The organism is Enterobacter sp. V89_11, from assembly GCF_029967775.1.
Taxonomy (GTDB): domain Bacteria; phylum Pseudomonadota; class Gammaproteobacteria; order Enterobacterales; family Enterobacteriaceae; genus Enterobacter; species Enterobacter ludwigii.
In genome coordinates, this window is sequence record NZ_JASCAN010000025.1 from 186,464 (window position 1) to 206,052 (window position 19,589).

Here is a 19,589-nt window from a genome sequence, read left to right on the forward strand (position 1 = left end):
ATTGTTCAGAAACGGGTTGAAAAACGATAACCCGTGCCGCGGACCGTCTGCACCATGCGATCGTGGCCGCTCAGTTCCAGCGCTTTTCGCAGGCGGCGGATATGTACGTCAACCGTCCGGTCTTCGACATACACGTTAGTTCCCCAGACGTTATTCAGCAACTGTTCGCGGCTGTATACGCGCTCCGGGTGAGTCATAAAGAAATGCAGAAGTTTAAATTCGGTAGGCCCCATATCGAGGGGATTTTCACCGGTCATGACGCGGTGTGAGGTAGGGTCAAGGCTCAGTCCCTGCATCTCAATCACCTCTTCCACCGCCATCGGTGAAATGCGGCGCATCACGGCTTTAATGCGGGCAACCAGCTCTTTCGGTGAGAACGGTTTGGTAATGTAATCGTCCGCCCCCGTTTCCAGACCGCGTACGCGATCCTCTTCTTCACCGCGCGCCGTGAGCATCACAACCGGTATGTCGCGGGTTAGCGCTTCACGTTTCAGGTGTTTGATAAACTGCAGCCCGGAGCCGCCAGGCAACATCCAGTCGAGCAGAATCAGATCGGGCCAGGGTTCATTCAGCTGGTTCACCGCGCTGTCATAATCTTCCGCCTCAACCGGCTGGAAGCCATTTTGCTCGAGCACGAAGCACACCATTTCACGAATCGGAGCTTCATCTTCTACGACCAGAATACGTCTCGCCATACTTTGCCCTGTTTTATCTTATTTAAGTTACAAGTTTGTAATGCGGCGTCATTATGCGTCAGATTTATGACAGATTTATGAAAAACAGTACCACTATAAAGGGCAAACTGTTGTTTTATTACAGCGGTTATTTTCTGTTCCCTGACAGTTTATAATCCTGCTCTCTCTTTTTCGCCACGGATCAGCAATGCGCATACTACACACCTCTGACTGGCATCTGGGTCAAAATTTTTACAGCAAAAGCCGGGCGGCTGAACACGAAGCGTTCCTGAACTGGCTGCTGGATACGGCCCGCTCTCATGAGGTGGACGCCATTATTGTGGCGGGCGACATCTTCGATACCGGCTCGCCCCCCAGCTATGCGCGCGAGTTATATAACCGTTTTGTCGTCAATCTGCAGCAAACGGGCTGTCATCTGGTGATTGTTGCCGGCAACCATGATTCCGTCGCAACGTTAAATGAATCCCGCGATATTCTGGCGTTCCTCAATACTACCGTGGTGGCCAGCGCAGGACATGCGCCGCAGATCCTGAAAAAGCGCGACGGGACGCCGGGTGCGGTACTGTGTCCGATCCCATTTTTACGCCCGCGCGATATTGTCCAAAGCCAGGCGGGGCTTTCCGGCGCTGAAAAACAGCAGCATTTGCTGCAGGCCATCACCGACTATTACCATCAGCAGCATGCCCTGGCCTGTGCCCTTCGCGGCGACCAGGCGATTCCGGTGATTGCCACCGGGCACCTCACCACCGTTGGGGCCAGCAAAAGCGACGCGGTGCGTGACATTTATATTGGCACGCTGGATGCTTTCCCGGCACAAAACTTCCCGCCCGCGGATTATATTGCCCTCGGGCATATCCACCGGGCGCAGGTTATCGGCGGCTGCGAGCACATTCGCTACTGCGGCTCGCCCATCTCGCTGAGTTTTGATGAGACCGGCAAAGCCAAAAGTGTCCATCTGGTCAGCTTTAGCGACGGCAAGCTCAGCGCCGTTGACACGCTGGAAGTGCCCGTCACCCAGCCGCTGGCGGTGCTGAAAGGCGATCTGGACGCCATCACCGCCCAGCTTGAACAGTGGCGCGGCGTGGAACAAAACCCGCCGGTCTGGCTGGATATTGAGATCGCCAGCGCCGACTACCTGCATGATGTGCAGCGTAAAATTCAGGTACTCACGGAAGACCTGCCGGTAGAGGTGCTGCTGGTGCGCCGCAGCCGCGAGCAGCGCGAGAAAATTCTGCTCGGCGCTCAGCGCGAAACGCTCAGCGAACTCAGGGTGGAAGAGGTTTTTGAACGCCGGCTCTCCCACGAGGAGATTGACGACGCGAAACGCGCACGGCTGAACGAGCTGTTTACGCACACCCTGCATGCCCTGAACGATGAGGAAGAAAACGCATGAAAATCCTCAGCCTGCGTCTGAAAAACCTCAACTCACTGAAGGGTGAGTGGAAAATCGATTTTACCGCGGAGCCGTTTGCCAGCAACGGACTGTTTGCGATTACCGGGGCTACCGGCGCAGGGAAAACGACCCTGCTCGACGCCATTTGTCTGGCGCTGTATCACGAAACGCCACGCCTGCAGAAAGTCTCCCAGGCACAAAACGATTTGATGACGCGCGACACGGCCGAATGCCTTGCCGAAGTTGAGTTTGAAGTCAAAGGTATTGCCTATCGCGCTTTCTGGAGTCAGAACCGCGCGCGAAATCAGCCCGACGGTAATCTTCAGGCCCCACGCGTCGAGCTGGCACGCTGTGAGGACGGTAAAATTCTGGCCGACAAAGTGTCGGATAAACTGGAACAAACGGCCGCCCTCACCGGGCTGGATTATGGCCGTTTTACCCGCTCAATGCTGCTCTCTCAGGGACAATTTGCCGCCTTCCTCAATGCCAGACCTTCCGACCGCGCCGAACTGCTGGAAGAACTGACCGGAACCGAGATCTACGGGCAGATTTCCGCCATGGTGTTTGAGAAACACAAAGCCGCGCGTAACGCCCTTGAGGTGTATGAAGCACAGGCTGCAGGCGTCGTGTTGTTGAGTGAAGAGCAACAGCAGCAGTTACAGCAAAGTTTGCAGGCACTTACTGACGAAGAAAAAACGCTGCTGGCGCAACAGCAGAATCAACAGAAAGATTTTCAGTGGCTTACGCGCAATGACGAGCTTATACGTGAGCAGCAGCGCGTTGCCACCTTGCAGCAACAGGCGCAACAGGCACTGACCGAGGCTGCGCCCGAGCTGGCAACGCTCCAGCTTGCTCACCCCGCCGCCCAGCTGCGACCACTGTGGGACAGCCAGCAAGAGCAAACCATCCGACTGGGGCAAACGAAGCAACGCATTGTTGAAGTAAATGCTCGCTTACAAGCAAAAACCGCGCTGCGCTCGCGTATCCGTAATACGGCCCAGCGTAGCCATGCACAACTGCAGACCGACCTTACGGCGCTGGCACAGTGGCTGGCAGAGCACGAGCGGTATCGTCAGTGGGGCCAGGAGATAGCAGGCTGGCGCGCCCATTTTGCACAGCTGAATCGCGATAAACATCAGATCGCCACGCTTTCCACGCGCATTGCTGAATTACGCCAGAAGCTGGCAGAGATGCCGGAAAACGCCCTGACGCTCACGGCTGACGAGGTCAGCGTGGCGATGGAGCAACAGGCTCAGTCACGGACTTTCCGCCAGCGGCTGATGTCGCTTCAGGCCCGTTATCTGCCGCTGCAACAGCGTCTGCGCCAGAACGGTGAAAGCCTGCAGAAAGCCCAGGCAGAGCAGGTAAAACTCAATGAAACGCTGACGCTGCGTCGCCAGCAGTACAAAGAGAAAAACCAACATTACCTGGATCTTGAAACGCTCTGCAGACAGGAAGAGAAGATTAAAAGTCTGGAGGCAGAGCGTGCGCAGCTGCAGGCGGGACAGCCCTGCCCGCTGTGCGGCTCAACCTCGCACCCGGCGGTCACTGCCTATCAGGCGCTGGAGCTGAGTGCCAACCAGCAGCGTCGCGACCAGTTAGCCAAAGAGGTCGCTGCGCTTAAAGAGGAAGGATTGTTAGTTCTCGGTCAGGTGAATGCCCTGACCCGGCAGATCCAGCGTGAGACAGACGACGCTCAGACGCTCTCTCAGGAGGAGCAAGCGCTCACTAAAGAGTGGCAATCCGTTTGCGCGTCCCTGAATATCACTCTGAATATTCAGGAAGATATTGCCCCGTGGATGAACGAACAAGAGCAGTATGAGCGTCAGCTTTACCAGCTGAGCCAGCGTCTGACGCTGCAGCAACAGCTGAATGAACAGGACGCGCAGGCGCGTCAGTATCAACAGCAGCTGACGGCCACGCGCCAGGCGCTGGAAACGACCCTGCTTACGCTGTCACTCAACGTCCCGGAGGAAGGCACAGAGGCTGCCTGGCTGAACGAACGTGAAACCGAGTTCGCACAGTGGCAGGAAAAACAGACACAGCATGGCGTCATGCAGGAGCACATGACGGCTCTGATGCCGCTGCTCGACACCCTGCCCGCCACAAACGACACAGAAACCGAACCGGCCATTCCTGATAACTGGCGCGAAACGCACGACGAATGCGTTTCTCTTCAGAGCCAGCTTGCCACACTGCAACAGCAGGAAAGCCTTGAAAGCGAACGGCTGCAGCACGCCACGACGCACTTCACCGCCGCATTGACCGCAAGCTGCTTCGCCGATCGGGAGGCCTTTCTGGCTGCACTGCTTGATGAAGAGACCATCCGCCGTCTTGAACACCGTAAGCAGACCCTGGAAAACCAGCTTCAGCAGGCAACCGCGCTGTTCGCACAGGCAAACCAGCAGCTGCAGGCTCATCAGACGCAGCGACCGGAAGGGCTGGAACTCGACGCGCCAACCCTGCAGTTGCAGCTACAGCAACTCGGACAACAGCTTCGGGAGAACACCACTCATCAGGGTGAGATCCGCCAGCAGCTTAAACAGGACAGCGATAACCGTCAGCACCAGCAGGTGCTCATGCAGCATATTGAAGAGGCCGCGCGGCTGGCCGATGACTGGAGCTATCTGAATTCGCTGATAGGTTCCAGCACCGGTGACAAGTTCCGTAAGTTTGCCCAGGGGCTCACGCTGGATAATCTGGTCTGGCTTGCCAACCAGCAGCTAAATCGCCTGCACGGGCGCTATTTGCTGCAGCGCAAGGTCAGCGATGCGCTGGAACTCGAAGTGATGGATACCTGGCAGGCGGACGCGGTGCGCGATACCCGTACCCTCTCCGGCGGCGAAAGCTTCCTTGTTAGCCTGGCACTGGCGCTGGCGCTTTCCGATCTGGTGAGCCACAAGACACGCATCGATTCGCTGTTCCTGGATGAAGGCTTCGGCACGCTCGACAGCGAAACGCTGGATACCGCCCTGGATGCGCTCGACGCGCTGAACGCCACCGGGAAAACCATTGGCGTGATTAGCCACGTCGAGGCGATGAAAGAGCGGATCCCGGTGCAGATCAAAGTGAAGAAGATTAACGGGCTGGGGTATAGCAAGCTGGATAAGGTGTTTGCGGTGGAGTGAGGGTGCCCTGCATAAGGGCACCCTCATCCCGCCCCTCTCACGTAGGGAGAGGGAGAATGGCTATAGCGGCCAGAGCCACGCGGCGCCGCGCACGCCGCTGGAGTCCCCGTGCACCGCTTTGCGGATCGGGGTTTCACACTCGCCGCCGAAGACCCACTGCTTCACCAGATTCGGCACCGTGGCATATAAACGGTCGACATTGCTCATCCCGCCGCCGAGCACAATCACGTCAGGGTCAAGGATATTCACCACGTGCGCCAGGGATTTCGCCAGCCGCATTTCATAGCGGCTGAGAGCCAGCTCAGCCACCGGATCGTGTTCCCCGACCCGGCGCATAATCTCGTTCCCCTTGAGTGGCTGGCCACTCAGGCGGTGATAATCGGTGGCAAAACCGGTGCCGGAGATAAACGTCTCAATACAGCCCAGCTTGCCGCAATAGCACGGCACCTCGGCGCGGTATTTAAGTTCATCGTCATCCATCCACGGCAGGGGGTTATGTCCCCACTCGCCCGCCGTACCGTTGCCGCCAATATGAGCGCGCCCGCCCAGGGCCACGCCTGCGCCACAGCCGGTCCCGATAATGACCGCAAAGACGGTCTGGGCCCCTGCGGCGGCACCGTCAATGGCTTCGGAGACGGCCAGACAGTTGGCGTCATTTGCCAGACGCACTTCCCGGTTCAGGCGCTGACTTAAATCTTTATCAAAAGGCTGACCGTTGAGCCAGGTGGAGTTGGCGTTTTTAACCACCCCGGTATAGGGCGAGATTGAGCCCGGGATCCCCATCCCAACGGTGCCGGTCTGCCCTGTCGCCTGCTCAGCCATGTCGACCAGCCGGGCAATCGTCTCGATAGTCTGGTGATAATCATCGCGCGGCGTAGGCAGACGGTGGCGGAACAGTTGCTCCCCCTGCTCGCTCAGTGCGATGACTTCTGTTTTGGTGCCGCCCAAATCAATCCCAATACGCACAAGACACTCCTCATTATTTTGATTATCAACAGAGTAGAAGCCCGCTTCCCGATTAGCAATGCAAGCGATGCGACAATTCGTTATCATGCCCGCTGATTTAACGACAAGGCCGTGGAAATTATCATGCTGTGGTTCAAAAATTTGATGGTTTACCGTCTCAGCCGCGACGTTTCGCTGCGTGCAGAAGAGATGGAAAAACAGTTAGCCGCTTATAGCTTTTCCCCTTGCGGTAGCCAGGATATGGCAAAAACCGGTTGGGTTCCTCCAATGGGTTCACAAAGCGATGCATTGACCCACGCCAGCAGCACGGGTCAAATCATCGTCTGCGCCCGCAAAGAAGAAAAAATTCTGCCCACGCCGGTGGTCAAGCAGGCGCTCGAAGCGAAAATTTTCAAGCTTGAAGCCGAACAGGGCCGCAAGCTGAAAAAAACCGAAAAAGATTCGCTGAAAGACGAAGTTCTGCACTCTCTGCTGCCGCGCGCCTTTAGCCGTTTCAGCCAGACAATGATGTGGATCGATACCGTTAACGGGCTGATCATGGTGGACTGCGCCAGCGCCAAAAAAGCGGAAGATACGCTGGCCCTGCTGCGCAAAAGCATCGGATCGTTACCGGTCGTTCCGCTGGCGCTGGAAACGCCGATTGAACTGACCCTGACCGAATGGGTGCGCAGCGGTACAGCGGCCCAGGGCTTCCAGATCCTTGATGAAGCCGAGCTCAAAGCCCTGCTCGAAGATGGCGGCGTGATCCGCGCGAAAAAGCAGGATCTGGTGAGCGACGAGATCGCCGTTCACATTGAAGCGGGCAAAGTGGTGACCAAACTGGCACTCGACTGGCAGCAGCGTATTCAGTTTGTGATGTGCGATGACGGCTCGGTGAAGCGTCTGAAATTCTGTGATGAGCTGCGCGATCAGAACGAAGATATCGATCGTGAAGATTACGCCCAGCGCTTTGACGCAGACTTTATCCTGATGACCGGAGAGCTGGCAGCGTTAATTCAGAATCTGGTAGAAGGCCTCGGCGGCGAAGCGCAGCGGTAATGCCTGCAGTGACCCTCTCCCGGCAGGGAGAGGGAATAAAACGTTTTATTTCAGGTAGCGGCACAGATAAGAGGTCGGTTCAGCAACCTGCAGATGGAATTCGCTGTGGCCAGGGACGTTGAACGCTTGTCCGGCAGAGTAAACTTTCCATTCTGTTTCCCCCGGCAGTAAGACGTTGAGCGCACCGCTGATCACCGTCATCTCTTCAGCTTCGGCTGTACCAAAGGTGTATTCCCCTTCAGCCATAACGCCGACACTGGCGCGGCCAGTGCTGCTGCTGGTAAAACCAATGGATTTCACTTTACCGGAAAAGTATTCGTTACTTTGAAGCATGAACTGGCCCTTATATTTTTAGATAAAAATTCACTATAGGGGCCATGATCATCACCTGTCACGCAAAATCATTAGATCAACAGCTCTGCGGCCAGCCGGGCCATCAGAACATTGGACAACAGCACCGGGACATCCAGCGCCTTTTGCAGTAAGTCACGGTGGTGCTGGTGGAATCCAAGGCAGTCCAGAATCAACACATCGGCCCCTCTCTCCAGCAGTTCCCGTCCTGCCTCAATCAGCGCGGCCTCGCTGTCCCAGAAGGGATTGGCCAGCGCATACAAAGGCATTTTTTCGAGTACGTGCCATTTTGCCGTCTGGTTGTCCATGAGCTCTTCAATGGGAACAATGACCCCCACCTGATGCCCGTCAACAATGGAGGCCACCAGCGGCGGAATGATCCGCATCGGCTCCAGCAAAATCGCATTACGGGCGATGAGTCCCTTAACAGGTGCAGTACTCATCAGTAAAATAACGTCATAGCCTTGATTATCGAGCACTTCTATTACGCTCTGCAGCGAGCGCTCGATTTTCTGACGCGAAACATGCGCCAGTTTACCGTCACTTAATAACGTCGCCAGGGGATCCTCCCCCGCCTCTACAGCGTAGTCTTCCATGACCTCTTCCCGACTCATCTTCCCCAGCAGGCTTAGATGCGTTATCTGTTGTTCAGATACATGCTCGGTTAAGAGCGGTAACACTTCGCTTACAGGGACCACACCAATAGTGAGGATCGCCAACGTCGCCTTCATCTTCATCGCCTTCCATTACCGCTAAATCTTTCACACAGGTACAGGCTCACTACGCTGCACAGTTCGTTTTTTCAACAAAACAGCACCAAGCGTAGCAGGTGATCCCCATCGCGAAATGTAAAGATCGCCTGCCCATTACGGAGTTACCTGTAATAACTAAATATTAACTCCTGCTTAACATTTGCGATGAGTAAAAAGTGTGATTCAGGCACGGTATTTAGCCCTTTAGGAATTCATTCACGACTTATCAGGATCTTCGTAGCGCCGTTTGGCATCCAGCGCTTCCTGTTCAGTTTCATGTTCACTGATCAGAGAGTCTGGTTTGGGGTGATCGGCACGCAGCTGATACCAGGTGACGGTTTGATCGCCATTACCTTTTTCAACGGTAACGATGCGTGCTTCACGTGGATAGGGAGGTCTGGTTGGCATAGCTCATCCTTTTTTTATGTCTGAGCTATAAGTATAGACGCCGCTTAGCTGGCACAAGCCAAACGCAGGGCGGTAATAATCTGAATTACCACATCCTCGGGTGAAGCGGAAGCATCCACAACATGGTGTGCCGCTTCGCGGTATAACGCATCGCGTTCGGCCAGCACTTCGCTCACCTCTTCGCTGAGCGGCCGGGAGGTCAGCGCAGGACGTTGTCCCTCTTCCGGAAATGCTTCCAGCCGCCCTACCAGGGCCGAAACGGGTGCGCTGAGGTAGATGACAATCCCTTTTTCGCGCATAAAACGGCGGTTACACTCGGCGAGAACAATGCCGCCACCGGTTGCGATAACAGCAGACGGCGTGGTGACCGCCTTCAGCGCGGCCGTTTCACGAGCGCGAAAGCTCTCCCACCCCTCTTGCTCAACGATTTCCGCGATGCTTTTCCCGGCTTCGGTTTGCAGCCAGTGGTCGGTATCAACAAACTGACGATCGCACGCGCGTGCCAATTCCAGGCCAACGGTGGTTTTCCCACAGCCGCGGGGGCCAACTAAAAAGATGGGTTGGGTCATAACCAGGTGTTCCCCTTGATGCCGGATGGCCGAAGAGCGTAAAGAAATAATTGCAGAAGATGTTGCGTTTACTTTACTGCAAAGCGGTACGGGATGACAACCCTGCGGAGGCCATACTGTGCCACAAAGTGACAATGGTTATCATTACGCAGTGCGACGCTTGACTTCGAGCAGCCACTTATCAAGCTCTGCGGCGAACTGCTGGCGATCGCGTTGGGACAGGCTGTCTGGCCCGCCGGTCTGCACGCCGCTGGCGCGAAGCGTATCCATAAAATCACGCATGGTGAGTCTTTCACGAATGGTCGCCGGCGAATAACGCTCCCCTCTCGGGTTCAGCGCCGCCGCTCCCTTTTCAATCACTTCCGCGGCCAGCGGGATATCCGCCGTGATCACCAGATCCTCGGGACTACACAGACGCACAATCTCGTTATCCGCCACGTCAAAGCCGGCCGGAACCCGCAACGCGCGAATAAATCGGGAAGGTGGTACGCGAATATTCTGGTTCGCCACCAGCGTAAGCGGCATCTGCACGCGCTCGGCCGCGCGGAATAAAATCTCTTTAATCACATTCGGACACGCGTCCGCATCAACCCAAATCGCCATATTGTCTCCCCATAATGATTCTGCCGACTATTGTCGCCTGCATTTCGTTGTTAAGCTATCAATCAGAGAAAACAACGCATAATGACGGAGAATCGTGATGGATAAGAAAATCGGGTTTATCGGCTGCGGTAACATGGGCAAAGCCATCCTGGGTGGCCTGATCGCCAGCGGACAGGTGCTGCCGGGTCAGATTTGGGTCTACACCCCATCACCGGACAACGTCGCCGCGTTACGCGATCGGTACGGGATCAACGCAGCCGAAAGCGCGCAGGAAGTGGCTCAGGTAGCCGATATTGTCTTTGGCGCCGTCAAGCCGAACATCATGATCAAAGTGCTGAGCGACATCACCACCAGCCTGAACAAAGAGACGCTGGTTGTATCGATTGCCGCGGGCGTCACGCTCGATCAGCTGGCGCGCGCGCTGGGTCATGACCGTAAAATCGTACGCGCTATGCCGAATACCCCGTCACTGGTTAACGCCGGCATGACCTCCGTCACGCCTAACGCGCTGGTGACGTCGGAAGACGTGGCGGATGTCCTGAACATCTTCCGCTGCTTCGGTGAAGCGGAAGTCATTGCCGAATCTATGATCCATCCGGTAGTGGGAGTGAGCGGTTCAGCGCCTGCGTATGTCTTTATGTTTTTAGAAGCGATGGCCGACGCCGCGGTGCTTGGCGGTATGCCACGAGCGCAGGCGTATAAATTCGCTGCACAGGCCGTGATGGGCTCTGCCAAAATGGTGCTGGAGACCGGTAAGCATCCGGGTGAACTGAAAGATATGGTCTGCTCGCCTGGCGGAACCACTATCGAGGCGGTGCGGGTGCTGGAAGAGCGCGGCTTCCGTTCGGCCGTTATTGAAGCGATGACAAAATGCATGGAAAAATCAGAGAAACTGAGTAAATCCTGATTATCTGCGCCGGACGTCAGGCGGCCACCTCGGTGCGGCCGCGTCCGGCATTTTTCGCTTTATACAGCGCCACATCGGCCGCTTTTAACCACTCCCGATAGTGCCCGAACTGCGGTCCCCAGGGCGCGACACCGACGCTAATACGCAGAGATTCCTTGGGCGCACACGGTAACGACAGCGTTTCCAGCCGCTCATGTACGCGTGACATCACGGCGATGGCACTGTCTGCCGCCGTCCGGGACATGATCACCGCAAACTCATCCCCGCCAAAACGGCCTATCGCATCCCCGGAACGCACCGTTAGCTGCAGTTGCCGCGTCAGGGCAATGATCGCTTCATCACCCACATCGTGGCCCCAGGTGTCATTGATATTCTTAAAATGATCGATATCGATAAGCAAAATCGTGGCGGTGCAGTGGTTGCGGCGACAGTGTTCAAATTCATTTCTCAACAACACTTCCCAGTGCCGGCGATTAAAGACGCCGGTCATGCCGTCGCGGGTACTCATCAGCTCCAGCCGCCGTTTATGCTCTGCAAGCCTGATGGCAGTACGATGGCTGAGCCAGGCAAAAAGCATCGGATATAACACCAGCACGGGAAGCGTTAAGCCCCATGCCAGAGGCTCCGGGTTAAAGACAGCCACCCGGCCCACGACGGGGAGCGTCACCAGGGAAGACAGAAGGGTTAACATGATGCCGGTAAAAAACAGCCGACAGCCGCCGGCCCCCATCATGTTCATTCCCACCATCATCAGCAGCGCTGCCGTAGGTAGCGCATTGATCCCCATCATGCCGATCCAAAGCCCGGCAATAATGGCATCAATCTTCAGATTAAAGCATTCCTGCTGATGAGGAGAAGCAGCACGGCAGGACCACTGCCAGGCGAAATGGGGCCAGACAAATGCCCACCCCACCAGGAACAACCACCAGACGCCGGATACAGAAAAGGTGACCAGCACGCCAGAGAGGGGGAAGAACATCGCTGCCAGTCCGACAACACGCGCCAGCCGGGCTCGCCGGGCAAACGGGATCCCGGTACGGTGGGGGTCATCCTGAGAAAGGGTCATATTCCACTCTTCCCGAATGCGCTTTATATTGTAATAAGATTCATCATTCATCATTTTTGGGAATATTCTGAAATATTTCCCAAATTATAGAGAGGGGGCTTACGGGGAAAGTATGAAATTTCGGGTGAGCCGCCGGGGCCACTCACCCGATAGGACTACACGTTTTTCTTCAGACAGGCACTCATGAACTTGCTGCGATCGTCGCCTTTCAGGGACTGTTCGGTCGCTTTCGCATTACACTCGCGCATTTTTTGCTGCTGCGGCGTCAGGCTTTTCTCACCCGGCTTCGCGGCACCGTTTTTGAGGCAACCGCTCATGTAGGTCTTACGGGCATCGCCCTTCAGGCTCTGTGCGGTCGCCTGTTGATTACAGGTGGTCATGCGTTGCTGCTGCGGCGTTAATGTTTTCTCTTCCGCGTTCGCCGATGAGATCAGGAACAGACCCGAGAGCAGAGTAACCAGTAATGTTGTTTTCATTGCACCATCCTTTTGTGAACATTCACTGTAAGTCTGGTTCGTGACAGGAAAAAAACCACCCGGCAGATGTGATTTCCGCCGGGCTTTTATTATTTCAGCCCCAAAGCCGCTTTCATGGTGTAGAACAGATCCGTTTGATCGGTCAGCCCTACCACGTTTGCCGCATGCGGACCGTATGCTGCGATGCGCAGCTGGGTTCCGGTATGCTCCATGGACTCTTCTTCAGAGTTGCCATAACTCAACACCATCACCGCGCCGTCTTTGGTGTTCAGCGCCTGCGTCAGGCCCGGTGCTTTGGTATCCGCTGGGATGATCTGGCTGGCGTGCGCATGGTCTGCGGTAACGACCACCAGGGTATTGCCGTCTTTCTTCGCGAACTCAAGTGCCTTCTGCACTGCTTCGTCCAGATCGACCGTCTCGCCAATCTGACCGCACGGGTTAGCCGCATGATCCTGTTTATCGATAGACGCGCCTTCCACCTGCAGGAAGAAGCCCTTTTCACTCTTGCTCAGCAGTGAGATCGCTTTATCGGTCATCGCCGCCAGCGTCGGGATGCTGTCGGTACGTTTTGGGTTTGGCGTACAGGTTACGGCAGGCTTATCAATGTTGCCGTGGTAGGACGCTTTTGGCCCTTCCCAGCGCACCGGCATATTGCCATCAGAGAAAAGACCCAGCAGCGGTTTATCCTGGCTTGCTTCAGTAATCGCCGCCAGAGAAGATGCATCGCTCACCAGCTGATAGCCGCGAGCCTGCGCCTGCTCACGCAGCGTTTTGCCCTGCCATTCGCCCGCCGTTGCGGTTTCCGCGAAGGTTTTCGCCCCGCCGCCCAGCGTCACGTCAGGACGTGCGTTCAACAGTTGTTCCGTAATCGAGCCTTTGCCGCCCTTTTCCAGCGCGTTAGTCGGGCATTTTTCGCTGGTCACCGACGGGCCGTAGCATTTACGCGAGGTGACATGCGCCACCAGCGCCGCTGGCGTTGCATCCTGAAGTTCAGCCGTAGAGACGTTGCCGGTAGCCAGTCCCGCCGCTTTAGCCATCTCCAGAATGGTCTGGTGATCTTTTTCGCGAATATCCACCCCCAGCGCACCATTATAGGTTTTCACACCGGTGGACCACGCCGTGGCAGAGGCAGCAGAATCCGTCACGTAATCGGGTTTACCGGTTTTTTTATCCAGCGCGTAATGGGTATATTGTCCGGTGAGAGGCAGTGCGTCGATACCTTTAAAAAAGCCGCCCGCGCCTTCGGCATAATTTCGTGCTGCCGTTATTTCGGAATCGCCCATCCCGTCGCCAATCAGCAGAATAATGTTTTTAGCGGGTTTCTCATTCAGCGAAGCGCGAATGGCGGCTGTTTGATCTTCAGTCAACCGCCGCGCGCCGCCTGGCTGGGTGATATCCCCTTTGGCCGCACGATTATCCAGCACGCTGGTATTGTGATTGTCGGCATAAATAGCGGGTGACATTAACAGGGGAAGTAATGCGATGAAAAGTGCGCTCTGTTTCAATTTATTTTCTCCATGTACAAATACATAAAAAATAAAACAGAGCGACTATAGGCATCCTGCATGACAATTCTATGACACGCCGTCAGGTTCCGTGATGGTTTAGTTGCGAGGATGCCTTAACAGCTTTTTTACGTACTGGCGGAGCATTTCAGCATCCTCAACCGGCACCTGGGAATCGGGTCTGACGCTTTCCAGCGCGCCTTCAACGTTCTCAATCAACGTCTGTTGTTCGTTTTTCGCCATTTGTCGCAGCAGCGCGGTGACCACAATTTCCAGCGCTTCAACCTGGGCGACCAACTCTTTTGACTCTTCTTCCTTTTGTGCAAGCTTGACCAACAACTCAGCAATGAGATTTTTCATGGTGCTATTTCCTTATCCGTTTTGTCTGAACTTAGCATTCTGAATCCATTATGCAAAGAGAAGAAATTTATTATGTTATGCAAAAGTGATGCGGCAGGAAAAATAGATTCCTCGCGGCTTTCAGCGAAACGTTTTTCTATAAAAAACGCCGCATTTAGTTATATAAAAATGCGGCGACCATAAGAATATATAATACATCCACGAAACAGCTATCGCGCCGACTTCGCCTCTGCCATTTGTCTGCGGCGACGCAGTGCAATAGCCAGTTGAATTATATTTATCAGTACCACAATGGCGGTAGCAGCAAATACCCAACGGAAACCGGCCATTGCCGAAACAGCGGCTCCCATAAGCGGACCGGCAACGTTACCTAAATACATAAACGACTGGTTATAGCCAAAAATACGGCCCGTTACCTGGTCACTGGAATATTTCACCAGCAATGTTTGCACCGCGGGTAACATCGCACCATCGGCAAAGCCCAGCAGAAACCGCAGCACGCCAAGCTGAAGCGGAGAAGTGACAAACGACATTGCGAAAAAGAGCACCACCGCAAAAATCAGCGTGGCCATCAGGATACGCGCCGTGCCGATCCTGTCGCCCAGTTTTCCAAGGCGTGGCGCCGAAATGAGGGCTGATACGCCCGGGACGGCGGCAATCATCCCGCTGAGGAAAGCAATATTATTGCTGTCTGGCTCCATCGACTTAATAAACAGCGCCAGAATCGGGCCGACCGAACCGTTGCAAAGCTGGATCACCATGGTGGTCACAAACAGGCTGATCATCAGGCCCGGATAGGGCAGCGAGGCGAAAACGGCCTTGCCGCTCAGGCGTTCAGCTTTGCTGATGACGGGGCGTCCTCCCTCTTTAATGAGGAAGAGCGTGACCAGAAAACTGACCACCAGCAGGATGGCCGTAATGATAAACACCGCGCGCAACCCCACATGATCGGCGAGGAAGCCCCCTAGCAGCGGGCCGCCAATGACCCCGCTTATCTGAGCAGTAGAGAGCGTACTCAGCGCCCAGCCGCTGCGTTCACGGGGCACCTGCGAGGCCACCAGCGCCATGGCATTCGGAATATACCCGGACGTCAGCCCCATCACCGCTCGCAGGAAAAAGAGCTGCCATACGTTAGTGGCAAAGGCCTGCAGCAGAATGGCTATCGCCATCCCCAGCGATGCGCGCAGCAGCATCAGCTTGCGCCCTTTGCGGTCGGCCAGACTCCCCCACATCGGCGAGACGATGGCAGAGACCAGAAACGTGACGCTGAACGTCAGACCTGACCACATGGAGAGCGCTTCATGGGAGGTAACGCCCAGCTGCGACACGTACAGTGGCAGGAAGGGCAATATCTGGCTGATGGCCAGCCCGGTAAAGAAGCACCCGAACCAGACCGAGATGAGATTAACTTTCCAGGATTCCATAAAAGAAATAGTCTTCATTTTTAGGCGAATTCGCCGACAGATTAGCAAGTTACGCGTTATGACGTCGCACCAGAGATGCGCACTTGCCGACTTTGGTGTTTTATCTTCCCAGTCATCATATTTGTGAAATAAGTCACAAATCATCCATTTTCTGACGGAATATTATGCTTCAGCGGCAGAGACTAAAACCGCGCATCCCCAGGTGAAAGTGGCTGGCATGGGCAGCGTTATACTCTGGCCCCAGGCTGTTGCCGTAATAGCTGCAGCTCGCCGCCAGCATGCCTTTCAGCCATGGCTGCGTTTTGGTCGCCTTCCAGCCGTTTTGTACCGTGACCTTCTCACCGTTCGCCAGCCCAAACGCCGTGATATCCAGTGCCTCTGCCGTGGCATGTTCACTGCGTCGCGCGTCGGGGCGATGGTAAATGTTGCGGCAGGCAAAGCTGCCGAGATGCTCAACACGCGTCAGCTCACTTCCCGTATAGCTTCTGGTGAGTGGCCGGGCCTGCTGGCTGATAAACAAGGCAGAACTGAGCGCCAGCGGACAGCTCGCAAGGAAACTGCTGTTCAGGCTGACCGGACCGAAGTTACGTACCCGGACGATGTTACGGAGTGGACACTCCCCACCGCTGTCTGCGACCGGTTGTGTGCGGATAAGCGCGCGTTGATTGGCCTGCGATAACAGGCTCGCGCACGCCTGGGGCGTTAAGTTCCGAAGCTTATACTGGGTAATGCGGCCTGGCGGGTCGTCGAGATGTAGCGGCGTGAAAGGGTTGTAGTAAGACGGCAACCAGTGATACCCCACCGTTGCGACAGCCGCAATAATGAAAACGGTCAGCAGAGTTTTTCCTTTCACGCTCCCCCCTTAACATTCCCCAAAACATTATGGCAGAAGGCCGCGAAACCCGCTGGGCATCGTGGTATGTTATTGGTTTTTCGTCAGACTGGAAGAGAATGAGATGGCAAAGCAGCGCGTAGGTATTGTCTTTGGGGGAAAATCAGCGGAGCACGAGGTTTCATTGCAATCGGCCAAAAATATCGTCGATGCAATCGATAAAAGCCGTTTCGACGTGGTGCTGCTGGGCATAGATAAACAGGGGCAGTGGCATGTCAACGATGCCAGCCAGTATCTGTTAAATGCTGACGATCCGGCGCATATCGCCCTGAATCCTTCTGCAATCAGCGTCGCGACCGTACCCGGCGTGGTGCAAGGGCAACTCATCGACGCCGGTAATGCGCAGTCTCTTGCCCAGATTGACGTGGTCTTCCCTATCGTTCATGGCACCCTTGGCGAAGATGGTTCGCTGCAGGGGATGCTGCGCATGGCCAACCTGCCGTTTGTCGGTTCTGATGTGCTGGGTTCCGCTGCCTGCATGGATAAAGACGTCACCAAGCGCCTGCTGCGTGATGCGGGGCTGAATATTGCGCCGTTTGTCACCCTCACCCGCGCCAACCGTGACCAACACAGCTTCGCTCAGATTTCCGGTCAGCTGGGCCTGCCGCTGTTTGTGAAACCCGCAAACCAGGGTTCTTCCGTCGGGGTCAGCAAGGTGACAAGCGAAGCGCAGTTCACGCAAGCGGTCAGCCTGGCTTTTGAGTTTGACCATAAAGTGGTGGTTGAGCAGGGCATCAAAGGCCGCGAAATTGAGTGCGCCGTGCTGGGCAACGATTTCCCACAGGCAAGCACCTGCGGTGAAGTGGTGTTAAACAGTGATTTTTACTCTTACGACACCAAATACATTGATGATAAAGGCGCCCAGGTTGTTGTGCCTGCGAATATCGATCCGGCAATCAACGATAAGATCCGCGCGATCGCGATTAACGCTTATCAGACGCTCGGCTGCAGCGGCATGGCGCGCGTGGATGTGTTCCTGACGCCTGAAAACGAGGTGGTGATTAATGAAATCAACACCCTGCCGGGCTTCACCAACATCAGCATGTATCCCAAGCTGTGGCAGGCCAGCGGGCTAAGCTACTCAGCACTCATCACCCGCCTGATTGAACTGGCGCTGGAGCGTCATGCTGCGGACAGCGCCCTGAAAAGCTCCGTAAACGGTTAATCGGGACTCTTCGCCGTTTCCGTCTCATCCGCTGTCGTCTCTTCAGGACGACGGCGGATAATCATCCCCGCCAGCCAGAAGCTGATAACCCAGGTCACCAGACCCACGGCATACGTTTGCCACCCTTTTGCTTCAAATCCCAACAGCCCCACGACACCGTTAAGAATAAAGATCAGCCCAATAGCAAAGGCGTAGTAATGCCAGTCACGGCGTAGTTTGGAAGTGAGCTTCATGACAACTCCGGCAGGAAAAAAAGATATCCTCTCACAGATTTATGACGAGGTCTGTGGCTGATGCGGAAATTCTGAAACACGCTGTTGTTTCAATTAAGTTAAGAAATTGTGATGCGCTGCAGAATTCGACAATCCAGGAGAATTCCTTAGGGTAAATTAACACGATTCTGATATTGACAAATGCTATGACCTGTCAAACTCACCCTGTAAGACGCATATAAAACAGAGTGATTTATCGGGAGGTCGTGATGGCTGACTTTACATTGTCGAAACCGATTTTTGGCGGTAAACAACCAAAAACCTCCACGGCGGGTAATATCGCTTATGCCCTGTTTGTCTTGTTCTGTTTCTGGGCGGGTTCGCAGCTACTCAATATGCTGGTTCATGCACCAGGAGTCTATGAACACCTGATGCAGGTGCAGGATAACGGACGCCCGCGAGTGGAAATTGGCTTTGGCGTAAGCACCCTGTTTGGCCTGATTCCTTTCCTCGCAGGGTGTATGATTTTAGGCGTTGTGGCATTAGTACTGCGTTTTCGCCGTCGCTTTTAAAGCCCCATACAGCGAGCCCGGCGGTCATCCACGCGTTTTGCGAACCAGGCGGTTGTCAGGTTACGCGTGATCTTCGGGCTTTCCAGCTGAATACCCGGCAGGATTGCCCTCGGTAATGTTTTCCCACTTTTCTGTTCTGCAAGCGTAAAGACTTTCTTGTACAGATCGGTTTTCTCAAACGCCAGACTATCGCCTTTCTCAAGCTGATGGCGAATGTCGCTCTCACTCATGCCAAGCCTGTTCGATAATTTCCGCACCGCCCGCTCCGTGGTGCCAGCCTCGCTGCTGCCGTAGGCAATAAGATCGCCATCCAGTGCCAGCTTCACGCCGCTTGCGCGGCTGACCGCATTCTGAAACGCCGCGTTACGACTGGCATACCAGCCCGCGTTAAAGTCCGCAAAGCGGTACAGCGGCTCACTGTAATTCGCCGGATAGTTCAGCAGATGATAAGTGCCGAACCACAGGCCGCCACGCAGGGAGAAGACCTCCTGACGCACCGTACCGTCGATTTTCCACGGGTAGCCGTCGGTATGCTTTTCCGCAAAGGCAATGCTGACCTGCATCGGCCCGCCGGTGTGTACCGGGTTAAGTGAGCCAAACAGTGTCTGCCCCATCGGCACCATGCTGATGAAATCATCAAAGATGGCGCTGAGCTGTTTCTCGGTTTTTACCGTGTCCAGCCGTTCGCTGTAGCTTTTTCCATTTGGCGAGGTGATCTTAAACGCGGTATGCACGAGGAATACCGGGATATGCATCGATTCCGCACGGCGGTCGATCTCTTTCCAGGCTATTTTGTTCAGACCCGGCACGACCGGGTCTGACTGGTACATTGATTCCTGCTGCGCCACCGCCAGTACCGAGCAGATATTCTCCTCGGTAGGGGCAATCTTCTGGCTTTCAAAGGTTTTTGCCAGCGCATCCGCCCATGCATTGCGATCTTTCACGCTGGCGGGCATTTTTTGCCGCACAACGCTTGCCACGTCAACAGGCTTCTCCCCTTCTTTAAGCGGGGCAGCCCCTTTTTCGGCACACCCCACCAGCACCAGAGCGGCCAGTAAGGACAACGGTAACGCACGCGGTACGGCAAAGGTCATAGCAACTCCCTGT

General features: G+C 55.3%; 21 protein-coding genes. 6 read left to right on the forward strand and 15 right to left on the reverse strand.

Annotation, left to right across the window (positions count from 1 at the left end; genetic code table 11):
• Positions 1–5: 5 nt before the first annotated feature.
• A complete protein-coding gene (gene phoB, locus QLG09_RS19275; protein WP_008503265.1) occupies positions 6–695 on the reverse strand; it encodes a phosphate response regulator transcription factor PhoB in 690 nt (229 codons plus the stop codon).
• Between the two features lie 187 nt (positions 696–882).
• On the opposite strand from phoB, the gene sbcD reads away from it, so the two are divergent.
• Positions 883–2,088: an exonuclease subunit SbcD gene (gene sbcD / locus QLG09_RS19280; RefSeq protein ID WP_049022717.1), complete on the forward strand. Its 1,206-nt coding sequence runs from the start codon at positions 883–885 to the stop codon at positions 2,086–2,088.
• Positions 2,085–5,216 carry an exonuclease subunit SbcC gene (gene sbcC, locus QLG09_RS19285; RefSeq protein ID WP_049022716.1) on the forward strand — a complete coding sequence of 1,044 codons (3,132 nt, stop codon included), beginning with the start codon at positions 2,085–2,087 and terminating at the stop codon, positions 5,214–5,216. Before sbcD ends, sbcC begins: the two co-directional genes overlap by 4 nt.
• A gap of 60 nt (positions 5,217–5,276) precedes the next feature.
• Here the strand turns inward: sbcC and mak are convergent, their stop codons facing one another.
• Positions 5,277–6,182: a fructokinase gene (mak, locus tag QLG09_RS19290; RefSeq protein WP_049022715.1), complete on the reverse strand. Its 906-nt coding sequence runs from the start codon at positions 6,180–6,182 to the stop codon at positions 5,277–5,279.
• Between the two features lie 123 nt (positions 6,183–6,305).
• On the opposite strand from mak, the gene rdgC reads away from it, so the two are divergent.
• A complete protein-coding gene (gene rdgC / locus QLG09_RS19295; protein WP_014882739.1) occupies positions 6,306–7,220 on the forward strand; it encodes a recombination-associated protein RdgC in 915 nt (304 codons plus the stop codon).
• 45 nt (positions 7,221–7,265) lie between these two features.
• Here rdgC and ppnP read toward each other — a convergent pair whose 3' ends face one another.
• From ppnP to QLG09_RS19320, 5 genes are all read right to left on the reverse strand, one after another.
• Positions 7,266–7,553: a pyrimidine/purine nucleoside phosphorylase gene (gene ppnP / locus QLG09_RS19300; protein ID WP_014168827.1), complete on the reverse strand. Its 288-nt coding sequence runs from the start codon at positions 7,551–7,553 to the stop codon at positions 7,266–7,268.
• 71 nt (positions 7,554–7,624) lie between these two features.
• A complete protein-coding gene (locus tag QLG09_RS19305; RefSeq protein ID WP_025204994.1) occupies positions 7,625–8,302 on the reverse strand; it encodes an AroM family protein in 678 nt (225 codons plus the stop codon).
• A 237-nt stretch (positions 8,303–8,539) separates the two neighbouring features.
• A complete protein-coding gene (gene yaiA / locus QLG09_RS19310; protein WP_013095817.1) occupies positions 8,540–8,731 on the reverse strand; it encodes a protein YaiA in 192 nt (63 codons plus the stop codon).
• Positions 8,732–8,775: 44 nt separating this feature from the next.
• Entirely contained in the window at positions 8,776–9,300 is a 525-nt protein-coding gene (gene aroL / locus QLG09_RS19315; protein WP_020885238.1) for a shikimate kinase AroL, read from the reverse strand.
• Between the two features lie 144 nt (positions 9,301–9,444).
• On the reverse strand, positions 9,445–9,903 hold the full coding sequence (locus QLG09_RS19320; RefSeq protein WP_014168823.1) for a YaiI/YqxD family protein: 459 nt from the start codon (positions 9,901–9,903) through the stop codon (positions 9,445–9,447).
• 97 nt (positions 9,904–10,000) lie between these two features.
• Between QLG09_RS19320 and proC the strand changes: the two genes are divergently transcribed.
• A complete protein-coding gene (gene proC / locus QLG09_RS19325; RefSeq protein WP_020885239.1) occupies positions 10,001–10,810 on the forward strand; it encodes a pyrroline-5-carboxylate reductase in 810 nt (269 codons plus the stop codon).
• A gap of 16 nt (positions 10,811–10,826) precedes the next feature.
• On the opposite strand, the gene adrA is transcribed toward proC, so the two are convergent.
• The 6 genes from adrA to QLG09_RS19355 all read right to left on the reverse strand — a co-directional run bounded on the left by adrA (position 10,827) and on the right by QLG09_RS19355 (position 16,494).
• A complete protein-coding gene (gene adrA / locus QLG09_RS19330) occupies positions 10,827–11,930 on the reverse strand; it encodes a diguanylate cyclase AdrA (protein ID WP_049022714.1) in 1,104 nt (367 codons plus the stop codon).
• 101 nt (positions 11,931–12,031) lie between these two features.
• On the reverse strand, positions 12,032–12,352 hold the full coding sequence (gene psiF / locus QLG09_RS19335; protein WP_014168820.1) for a phosphate starvation-inducible protein PsiF: 321 nt from the start codon (positions 12,350–12,352) through the stop codon (positions 12,032–12,034).
• Between the two features lie 89 nt (positions 12,353–12,441).
• The gene (gene phoA, locus QLG09_RS19340) at positions 12,442–13,857 is read right to left on the reverse strand and encodes an alkaline phosphatase (protein WP_049022713.1); all 1,416 of its coding nucleotides are present in this window, start codon (positions 13,855–13,857) and stop codon (positions 12,442–12,444) included.
• A gap of 99 nt (positions 13,858–13,956) precedes the next feature.
• Positions 13,957–14,217 (reverse strand): anti-adapter protein IraP, encoded by a 261-nt coding sequence (gene iraP / locus QLG09_RS19345; RefSeq protein WP_014168818.1) that lies wholly within the window; start codon positions 14,215–14,217, stop codon positions 13,957–13,959.
• A 209-nt stretch (positions 14,218–14,426) separates the two neighbouring features.
• Positions 14,427–15,641 carry a multidrug efflux MFS transporter gene (locus QLG09_RS19350; protein WP_025204998.1) on the reverse strand — a complete coding sequence of 405 codons (1,215 nt, stop codon included), beginning with the start codon at positions 15,639–15,641 and terminating at the stop codon, positions 14,427–14,429.
• A 169-nt stretch (positions 15,642–15,810) separates the two neighbouring features.
• Positions 15,811–16,494 (reverse strand): extensin family protein, encoded by a 684-nt coding sequence (locus QLG09_RS19355; protein WP_049022712.1) that lies wholly within the window; start codon positions 16,492–16,494, stop codon positions 15,811–15,813.
• Positions 16,495–16,597: 103 nt separating this feature from the next.
• Here QLG09_RS19355 and ddlA point away from each other — a divergent pair, with 103 nt between their 5' ends.
• Positions 16,598–17,698 (forward strand): D-alanine--D-alanine ligase, encoded by a 1,101-nt coding sequence (gene ddlA, locus QLG09_RS19360; RefSeq protein ID WP_020885244.1) that lies wholly within the window; start codon positions 16,598–16,600, stop codon positions 17,696–17,698.
• Here the strand turns inward: ddlA and QLG09_RS19365 are convergent.
• Entirely contained in the window at positions 17,695–17,931 is a 237-nt protein-coding gene (locus QLG09_RS19365; RefSeq protein WP_020885245.1) for a DUF2754 family protein, read from the reverse strand. The genes ddlA and QLG09_RS19365 overlap by 4 nt on opposite strands.
• Positions 17,932–18,179: 248 nt before the next feature.
• Here QLG09_RS19365 and QLG09_RS19370 point away from each other — a divergent pair, with 248 nt between their 5' ends.
• A complete protein-coding gene (locus tag QLG09_RS19370; protein ID WP_020885246.1) occupies positions 18,180–18,482 on the forward strand; it encodes a DUF2755 family protein in 303 nt (100 codons plus the stop codon).
• Here the strand turns inward: QLG09_RS19370 and QLG09_RS19375 are convergent.
• The gene (locus tag QLG09_RS19375; protein ID WP_014168812.1) at positions 18,479–19,576 is read right to left on the reverse strand and encodes a DUF1615 domain-containing protein; all 1,098 of its coding nucleotides are present in this window, start codon (positions 19,574–19,576) and stop codon (positions 18,479–18,481) included. The two genes, QLG09_RS19370 and QLG09_RS19375, sit on opposite strands and share 4 nt — an antisense overlap.
• Between the last annotated feature and the right edge of the window lie 13 nt (positions 19,577–19,589).